Source organism: Mesorhizobium sp. M2A.F.Ca.ET.037.01.1.1 (assembly GCF_003998075.1).
Taxonomy (GTDB): domain Bacteria; phylum Pseudomonadota; class Alphaproteobacteria; order Rhizobiales; family Rhizobiaceae; genus Mesorhizobium.
In genome coordinates this window covers 1-2,246 of sequence record NZ_RZSA01001020.1, presented here as the reverse complement: position 1 = coordinate 2,246, position 2,246 = coordinate 1, and the positions used below count along the sequence as shown (strand labels likewise).

The window sequence follows — 2,246 nt, the reverse complement described above, 5'->3', positions numbered from 1 at the left end:
CTTCGGTAGTGATCGAGGTCGTAGCGGTCGCCTTCGCTGGCCGCGATCAGCACTAGTTCGGCGTCGTCGCCGCGCTCGGTCAAAACAAGCGGCAGGCCCTCGATCGCCGAGCGGTCCCCGTCGCGGCTGATCAGCAGGCATCTTGTGCCGGCCCGCAGCGTGCCTTCGCGCGCCATGTCCGTGAAAATGCGCCAGGCCACTTCGCCGGATGAGACGAAATGGTCCCAGCTTCCCGCCTCGAAACCAAGCTTAAGCAGCCGCCTCTCATTGGGCTCCGCCCGCTTGCCGGAGTTCGAGATCAGCGCCACCGTTTTGCCGGCACGCTTCAGCGCCGACAGGGCTTCGACCGCGCCAGGGTAAGGCTGCTGCCCGTCATGCAGCACGCCGAACTGGTCGAGCAGGAACACGTCGTAGCGTTCGGCGAGCGCTGCGACCCCGTCGAGATGCATGGCGTGCTTCGCGCTCACAGCAGCCCCGCTTCGCTTGCACCCTTGAGCGCCAGCCGTGCCGTGCCCGCCGCTGCCTCGTCTGACAGCGCAGGCCGAAATTCGACGCCGAGCTTTCGTTGCCGGATCGCGGTCCAGGCGGCATTGGCGGCGCCGCCGCCGACGCTGCGCACCGATGTCAGCGGTGGCGCGCCGAGTTCGGCAAGCCTCCGGTAGCCGAGCGCCTCGACGGCGGCGATCCCTTCCAGCATCGCCTTCAGATAGTCGGCGTCGGATCGCGGCCGGGGTAGGAGCCGCGGCTGCAGCGCCGGATCGGCAATGGGAAAGCGCTCGCCGGGCGAGCCGAGCGGATAATAGTCGAGGCCGGTCTCCGTCGCGGGATCGATCGTCGCGCTGAGCTCGATGATGCGGGCAAGCGAAAAATGCTGCGCGAGCACCTTGCCACCGGTGTTCGATGCGCCGCCCGCCAGCCAGGCGTCGCCAAGCCGGTGGCTGTAGATGCCATAGCGCGGCGCGAAGATCGGCCGGTCGGACAGGATCTTGATGGTCAGCGACGATCCGAGCGCGGTCACGCCGTCGCCGGCGGCCACAGCGCCCGTCGCCAGGAACGAGGCGCAGCCATCCGTGGTGCCGGCAACCACCGCGACGTCGCGCGGCAGGCCGAACAGGCCGGCGGCCGCTGCCGTGAGCCTGGCGGTCACGCTGCCTGGCCTGACGACGGCAGGCAGAAGCTCCATGCGCATGCCAGTCGCCGCGATCCACTCCGGCCAGCGGCATGCCTCGGCGTCGTAGCCGGTCTTCAGGCTGTTGTTCTCGTCGCTGACGTCGAAACGGCCCGAGAGTTGTCCAGCGATCCAGTCGGCCTGGTGCAGCACGGCATGGATGTCAGGCAGGCGCTGGAACCAGAGCGCCTTGGCGAGTCCGGATGTCGCCCCATGCGCGGCGCTTGCTTCCGGCGCCGCGCCGTCGATCGCGGCGAGGATCGCCGCATCCGGAACCTTGTCGTTGTACATCAGCGGCTCGGCCAGCGGCCGTCCGGCGCCGTCGATCGGCAGCAAGGTGCCGGACGTGCCGTCCACCGCGATTGTCCGCACCGCTCCGCGGTCGATTTGTGAGAAGAGTTCCCGTAGTGTCGCTTCGACCGCGGCCCACCAGACGGCAGGATCGCGGCCGTTCGCGCCGAAGCGATCGAGCGGCGCAGCGGTGCTCGCGGCGATGGAGAAGTCCGGACGCATCGCGACGGCGCGCGACCCGGACGTGCCGATGTCGATGCCTACTGCAAGCGGCACCATTCACCTAACCCGCGGCGTTGAGTTTCTGGCGATACTGCTCGGCATCCCAGTTGACCAGCTCGTCATTCTCGGCGGCGGTGAGATAGTTCAATCGCGCCGTGATTTCGATCCGTGCGGTCACGTCGGCGAGGCAGCGCTGCATGGCGTCAGCGCCGGAGCTGGCGTCGCCGCGCATCAGCACGCCGGCGCCCGGAAAGAGCACCGCGACGGGATTTGCGCCCAGCCGCGCGACGACGTCGGCAACCTGTTCGCCGGGCCTTGCCACCACGGAGCCCCGGCCAAGGAAGATGACATGATCCGGATAGAGGCTGCCGGCTTCTGCGGTGCGGCAGCTGTCCGGGTCGAGCGCCACCGCATGCGCCTCGACATCCGCCGGCAATCGATAGCCGCTGCCGTCGGCAAGCGCCGTCAGCGCCGCGATATCCGGGGCCGCTGTCTGCCGCGCCGGGCGGGCCAGGAGCGATCTTACCCGATGCAGCAGACGCTCCGCCTCGGCCACGGTCTCCGC

Annotated in this window: 2 protein-coding genes and 1 pseudogene; all 3 read right to left on the bottom strand. The window is 69.1% G+C overall.

The genetic code is table 11. The annotated features are described in order from the left end of the window. Nucleotides 1-467, bottom strand: a 467-nt coding sequence (locus tag EOA27_RS32810) for a TIGR01459 family HAD-type hydrolase (protein WP_127258341.1), incomplete at its 3' end; no start/stop codon positions are given. Beyond that, on the bottom strand, nucleotides 464-1,738 hold the full coding sequence (locus tag EOA27_RS32805) for an FGGY-family carbohydrate kinase (RefSeq protein WP_127258339.1): 1,275 nt from the start codon (nucleotides 1,736-1,738) through the stop codon (nucleotides 464-466). The genes EOA27_RS32810 and EOA27_RS32805, both read right to left, overlap by 4 nt. A gap of 4 nt (nucleotides 1,739-1,742) precedes the next feature. Continuing rightward, nucleotides 1,743-2,246: pseudogene (locus EOA27_RS32800) on the bottom strand (class II aldolase); the annotation flags it as partial.

Coding starts and splice junctions, on each gene's coding strand:
- EOA27_RS32805 (WP_127258339.1), bottom strand. CDS start 1,738: ATGGTGCCGCTTGCAGTAGGCATCGACATCGGCACGTCCGGGTCGCGC.